6 protein-coding genes and 1 tRNA gene are annotated in these 6,674 nt (G+C 31.0%); 1 reads left to right on the forward strand and 6 read right to left on the reverse strand.

Going from position 1 to position 6,674, the window contains the following annotated elements; all coding sequences use genetic code 11:
• Positions 1-343 precede the first annotated feature (343 nt).
• Together MPF19_RS18515 and MPF19_RS18520 are read right to left on the reverse strand one after the other, a co-directional pair.
• Positions 344-425 (reverse strand) — tRNA-Tyr (locus MPF19_RS18515).
• A 606-nt stretch (positions 426-1,031) separates the two neighbouring features.
• A complete protein-coding gene (locus MPF19_RS18520; protein ID WP_249989766.1) occupies positions 1,032-2,543 on the reverse strand; it encodes a BCCT family transporter in 1,512 nt (503 codons plus the stop codon).
• A 219-nt stretch (positions 2,544-2,762) separates the two neighbouring features.
• On the opposite strand from MPF19_RS18520, the gene MPF19_RS18525 reads away from it, so the two are divergent.
• On the forward strand, positions 2,763-3,488 hold the full coding sequence (locus tag MPF19_RS18525; protein ID WP_203395085.1) for a class I SAM-dependent methyltransferase: 726 nt from the start codon (positions 2,763-2,765) through the stop codon (positions 3,486-3,488).
• A 336-nt stretch (positions 3,489-3,824) separates the two neighbouring features.
• Here the strand turns inward: MPF19_RS18525 and MPF19_RS18530 are convergent, their stop codons facing one another.
• The 4 genes from MPF19_RS18530 to MPF19_RS18545 form a co-directional block, all read right to left on the reverse strand.
• Positions 3,825-4,766, reverse strand: coding sequence for an NADP-dependent oxidoreductase (locus MPF19_RS18530; RefSeq protein ID WP_249989767.1), 942 nt, complete (start codon positions 4,764-4,766; stop codon positions 3,825-3,827).
• A 20-nt stretch (positions 4,767-4,786) separates the two neighbouring features.
• Positions 4,787-5,689 carry a hypothetical protein gene (locus MPF19_RS18535; protein ID WP_249989768.1) on the reverse strand — a complete coding sequence of 301 codons (903 nt, stop codon included), beginning with the start codon at positions 5,687-5,689 and terminating at the stop codon, positions 4,787-4,789.
• 12 nt (positions 5,690-5,701) lie between these two features.
• Positions 5,702-6,325, reverse strand: coding sequence for a putative quinol monooxygenase (locus MPF19_RS18540; RefSeq protein ID WP_249989769.1), 624 nt, complete (start codon positions 6,323-6,325; stop codon positions 5,702-5,704).
• 31 nt (positions 6,326-6,356) lie between these two features.
• Positions 6,357-6,674 (reverse strand): nitroreductase family protein (locus MPF19_RS18545; RefSeq protein ID WP_249989770.1); only part of this gene is annotated, 318 nt, incomplete at its 5' end.

The following is a 6,674-nucleotide window of genomic DNA, read 5'->3' on the forward strand; positions in this document are numbered from 1 at the left end:
CAATTTAGAGGTGTTAGAAATATCAAATTTTTCCTTTTTAGACTCTCAAATATTTATGCATAATTTCTGAATCCCACAACTTTTGGACTTGATCCTATATAACCTCGTAAGCTTTGGCACTTGCCAGATTTTAATATATACAAAATAACTATTTATAATTTTGTATTGTTAAGTTTACCATGAACTTGTATATATCACAAAGGTTTTAAAAACAAAAATGAATAGTTTTATAAATTGAATACTTTTAAAATTATAACCTAGAATTGGTGAAAAAGAGTTTAAGTTTATGGAATCTGAATTAAGAAGCAGTTTAATTCATTTTAGCGTTGAAAAAAATAAATTGTGGGGAGAGCAGGATTCGAACCTGCGAAGACGTAGTCAACGGAGTTACAGTCCGTCCTCGTTGGCCGCTTGAGTATCTCCCCTTTATTTATTATTTCAATGAATAAGCTAAATACCTCTAATAATATGTTGTTCTATTGAGTCTAAAAAAGGACTCGAAATCTCCAACTTACTGATTATAAATTAGCTACTATACATCAGCTTTAGTGATAAAAAACCACTTATTTTTCTAAAGGTCTGCGAATATACAAAGTTTTAATAAATGTCCTAAAAATATTTTATTTTTTTTCAATTATATTTTTCAATAGTATATTAAGTCGTCATAGAGTTTAGATATAAAGGCCTTTGTCTATAGTGCTTTCCGGCTATTGTGCGCTGCTAATTATGTGAAATTACGAGATTGTTAATCAGTGTAATACGTGTTTTTCTCTCGTTATTTTGTGGTTTGAACCAATCTTTTAGTTTGTAATATGTGGCTGCAATTGTAAAATCGACTTTTTATTTAAAGATACTTTTCCACATTAAGAGAATATAAATTACAGCTCCTAAAAGAAAGGAATCTATAAAGTAGGCTCTCGTGTGCTTTCTCTTCTTATTCTAAAGAATTTAAAACCACTTGTAAGTTTTAATGATATAATAGCTTAATTTAAAATTTTGAAAAAAAATCTGTTTTATTGAAGGCTTCCGTTTTAGTCTTCCTCTATTTTTTTTGTTTTTAATCGGTTGTTTCTAAGGTCTTTTACAAAAAAGCCAAACATTATGATTATGAAAAACGAAAACGGTAACGAAGTAATAATTAACAAACGTTGCACCGCTTCTAAAACATTTACACTGGCTTTAATATTACCTAAAAGAATTAAAGCAATGGTTGCTAGTAAAATAAAAACAGACCAGATTACACGATGGGTTTTACTTGGATTTTTAGAGCCATTATCTGTAAACATACTTAATACAAAAACGGCTGAATCTACAGATGTAATTAGAAAACTGATTAATAGAAAAATAGAAGTAATATTTAAAAATGTAGCGAATGGATACTGCTCAAAAAATACAAAAATGGATGAAAATACATTTCCAAATTGGTTGTTGTACACTCCCCAAGTTTCTATGAAATGAAATGCAGAAGATCCAAAAATAGCAAACCAAAAGAAGGTTCCTAAACTCGGAATAATTAAAACACCCAAAAGTAGTTGCCTTATGGTTCTACCTTTAGAAATACGTGCTATAAAAATACCGGTAAAAGGTGCCCAAGCCAACCAAAATGCCCAATAATAGAAAGTCCAATCTGTTAAAAAATCTAAACCAGGATTGTAATTACCAATGGCCAAACTCATCGGTATAAAATCGATGATATATTGATACAAAGCAGTAAAAAAAGAACTTAATATACGTTTTACATCGCTCGTAAAAAAGACAAATAACAAAATGATTAAAGTGACAATAATGTTTAAATTCGAGAATATTTTGATTCCTTTATTCACACCTTTCCAAGCAGAATAACACGCAATTGTTGAGATAAATACGCATAATAGAATGGTTGATGTAATACCGAAATCAGCATCAAAAACATGACTTAGCCCACCGTTAATCTGCGTTGTTCCTAAACCAATAGCGGCAATTAAACCAAAAATAGTGGTGATAATGGTAATGATATCTACGCCACCTTTTATTGGTTTACTTTTAATTCGATCTTCTATGGTAGCACTAATTCTTACTTTCTTTTTATTTACATGAAGCGCATACCCAACAATAACAGCAAATAATCCGTAAAATGCCCAAGCGGTAATTCCCCATTGATAAAATGTAAATTCTAATGCAACAATTTCATTGGGCAAACTAGAAGTAAAAGGCGGATTTTGTTGCATAAAAACAGGCTCTTGTACTGCTCTTAATAAAATTCCAGATCCCATTCCGGCACTATACAACATGGCAATCCAAGACCAAAGTGAGTATTCTGGCTCTGCGTTTGGTTTGCCCAATTTTATCCTTCCATATTTAGAAAATGAAATCAATAAAAGCGCCACAACACAGCCAAAACCTAGATATAAATAAAAGTATCCAAAATAATTCCGAACCCATAAAGAAGTATTTTCAATTACGTTATAACTTTCTTCGGTGGCAAAAAATACGACTAAAGTGCATAAAAAAATGATACCTACCGAAATAGATAAAATAACGTGTTTTTGAATGTATTTTAGCATTAAATCTTGATTTTAAGCAAAAATAAGGATTCGTTTTTAAATACGAATCCTTACTTGAAAATTGCAATAATTGCTTAAGTATTGTTCTGTTTAGCCAGAATCTTTAATGTTTCAAGCGCCAGACTTCATTTGCTCTTGTTATTAAGATGCTTTTATTCTTCACAGATAAAGCACTTTGAATACTTTAGAAAAACTATATTTGGTTACAAAATAAGTACCATGAGTTTTTATCAGCAAATAGCACCGTATTATCATCATATTTTTAAAATTAATGAAGCACAAATTAATTTTATCACCTCTAAAATACCTGAAAATAATGCTAAAATACTAGATGTTGGTTGTGGTATTGGAACGCTTTCTTTTGAATTGATAAAATACTATAAAAGTGTACTTGGTGTTGATATGGATGCAGAAATGATACAAACAGCGCTTAAGAATAAGAAAAGTAATTCTGATACAATTCAATTTGAGCAACTAAGTATGCTTGAATTAGATACTTCAATTGATAAAAATTCTATCAATGGTATTATTTGCTTTGGAAATACCTTAGTTCATTTGAATTCAATAATTGAAATAAATGATTTTTTGGAACAAGCAAAAACAGCACTCACTTTTGACGGAAAATTATTACTACAAATAGTGAATTATGATAGAATTATTGCCAAAAATATTAAGGAATTACCACGAATAGAAAATGATGAAATCATTTTTGAACGTTCTTATAGGTATCGAAAACCTCAAAATAAAATTGATTTTAATACACGATTGACAGTAAAAACTACCCAACAAATAATAGAAAATAGTATTGAATTATTACCATTATTAAAAAAAGACATGGCTCTTTTATTAGAGAAGGCTGGTTTTAAACATTCTAATTTCTATGGTAATTTTAATAAAGATCCACATTCCGTTGAGAGTCCTGCTTTAGTTGTAGAAGCTTGGTAATAGTCAATAAAAAGCATTTTATTTCACCAATCTTGATTTTCTATAATTTGATCATTCAATAAAAAAGTTTAACCAATTTTTAGTGTGATTAAAGGTATATTTAATTGTTTGGTTTTTTTAGTTACGCGTTCTGCAGGATCTGTCCATATCTACACGGGGCGTATTTTCAAAAAAACCATTATAGCTAAAAGGTTAGCGATAATGGTTTCGTTTATTAATTTTGGAATGATAATAACAAATAAACATCAAAATGATTGATTAAATTCATTTGGTATAATTAAAAAAAATTACTCGTAATATTCACTAACAGCTTTAATATTTTTTATAATATTAATTTTATAAAGTAACAATCACTTTACCTACTGTTCTTCCTTTTTCAACTTCTCTGTGTGCGTCTGCCATAGCCTCAAATGCAAAAGTTTTATAGATATTTGGTTTAATAGCTCCGCTTTCTAACATCCCTTTTAAGGTGTACATATCTTCGGCACTAGAATGCACTAAAATGTTAGCAATTGTTTTGTTTTCCTTTTCAGCTAAAGCTTTCACTTCTTCAGATACATCTGGTGCAACAGTTGTAATTACGGTTCCTCCATTTTTTAGAACCTTTACTGAATTTTCTAAAACTTTACCTCCTTGTGTGTCTAAAACAAAGTCGATATCTGATAAAACTTCTTCAAATTTTTGTGAGTGATAATCAATAGCTTCATCTGCACCAATAGACAATACAAAATCTTTGTTTTTTGCGGAAGCAGTAGTAATTACATACGCTCCGAAGCTTTTAGCAATTTGAATAGCAAAATGACCAACACCACCAGAACCAGCTTGAATTAAAACCTTATCACCTTTATTAATTTTTCCTGATAAAATTTGTAGGGCAGTTAATGCCGCTAACGTAGTTGCAGCAGCTTCAATAAAAGTAGCATTATTAGGCATGACAGCTAAATGTGCTTCTGGCGCAGCAACAAACTCAGCATACGTATTACCAACACCGGGAAAATTTACCATCCCAAAGACCTTATCTCCTATTTTTAGATTTGTAACTTCTGATCCTATTTCCGTAACGGTACCTGCCAAATCCCAACCTAAAATTATTGGTCGTTCTTTACCGTACATCATACTCAACATCTCGTCTGCGTACTTTGGTTTTACGTCTGCTGGGTTTAACGAAATTGCTTTAACAGCAACTAATACTTCGTTCTCTTTTATACTCGGTTTTTTAACTTCTGCTAAATGAAGGTTTTCTGGTCCTCCTGCTTTTTCTAATAATATTGCTTTCATTTTGGTATGTTTTTTATTGATTATTTATTTGGAAATAACATTTTCGCACTTCCTAATAAGTAATTTCTCCATCCAAAATTTGGATAGGCTTTATCCATTTTCTGAATGAATTCTTCGCTGTTTTTAGATGTAGCTAGTAGTATTTTCATTTCTTTAAGATAGTTGATTTTAATCGTTACGTCTCCAGAAGTTTCAGGTGCACTGTGTGAAGAAAAATAGGTGGTATATCCTTTTTCTTGAAAAGCGGAAAGCTCGTTAATTACCGTATCTATAAATTCAGTATTGAAAATCATGGTATGATTATCATGACCAACCATATGTAAGTGAACTGCCTTTATTTCTGGTATTTCTACATCAAACCCAAAACCAGTAGGTGTAATAATAAAAGGAATTCCTGAAATTTCTTGTGCTCCTGATTTTAGTAAATCGGTTGGCACTATTGTAGTTTCGTCTAGATCTTCACCTGAAACTTCTGCTAATTTTGAGAGCGATTCATTACCAGAATTCGTCATATAATCTAAAGATTCTTGATTAGAATATATATGGTTAAATTTTAGTTTATCCGTATCAAAAAAGTGCTTTCCTATTAAATGATAAGAAACCATCACATCAATATCTGTATAACCTAAACCAACAATATAATTTACAAGCTCCTTGTAATTATCTTTCATTGGCGGTGTTTCTATCAATACTCCTTTTCCTTTTTTTTCAATAAAAAAAGCATGTGTATTAAAAAAACCTTTGGTTTCATAAGCATGGACTTTCGTTTCTCCGTAATCAAAAATTTGCATCGTACCCTTATCTAATTGTACTGCTTTTGTGTTTTCATTAAATGTTCTCATACTTGGTTCTTGAGCAGAAATCTCCTGAATTCCAACTGCAACTATAACTACGTAAAATAGTACTATAATTATATTTTTCATTTTAAAAATTTTTTAAATTTCAGTTACAAAATTCATATACTGTTTTAAATCTCCAACAACAGCTTCTTCCATAAGTTTACCTGTTTTTTCTGCGTAAGGTTGGTGAAAATGAATATCCCAAACATCAGATTCCTTTCTCCAATGTTCATAAACCGCCAAAGTATCTTCTTGATCGTCTACTGTATATAAGTCAAAAAGAATGTTTCCTTCTTCCTCTTTTCTGGTATGTGTAATGTGATCTTCAAACTGATTTAAAAGTTGTGCTCTAAATTCTGTTTTCAACTTAAAAATGAAGAAAATGATAAATACTTCATCTTCTGCGTTTGCAGATTTAGAATGGTCTGGTAACGGGTTTGTATCCCCTAAGAAATAAAAATCTGGAGCACCTGCTAATGCAGTTTGCCCTACTTTCATTAACTTCTTTGTGTGCGGCTCGTTATCGTGAGATGTTATTGCTGCTTTGTCTACCCAACGTTCGTAAACAAAAAATACATTGGCATCTGATTTAGATACAAATACTTTAATTTCTTTATTGCCAGCTTCTTTTTGCGTTGCTGCTTGTGCTTCTTTTAAGGTTGCTGCAAAACTAGTTGCGTGTTCTGGTTTTGCTGTAAATTTTACTATGGTGCTTTTCATAATATGCTTTTTTATAGTGTTCTCGTTTATTTTATAATTTGGTAATTATGGTTTCTTCTGAAAATCTAGATTTTGGAAGCTTCGCATTGAAATCGGTGTCTTTTCTATAACCTAAAGATACAACTGCTAAAGCCGTATATCCTTTTTCACGTAAGCCGAATTCTTCATCTAAAGCTTTAACATCTACACCTTCCATTGGGCAAGCGTCTATACCTAAAGCAGCAACTCCTAATAAAAGAGACCCCATATTTAAATAGACTTGTTTTTCCATCCAATGTGGTAAATCTTTAAGGTCGTATTTATGAATATCTGCAAACAACATACGTCCACCGTGCATTTGGTCTTTAAA

Source organism: Polaribacter sp. Z014 (genome assembly GCF_023555435.1).
Lineage (GTDB): Bacteria > Bacteroidota > Bacteroidia > Flavobacteriales > Flavobacteriaceae > Polaribacter.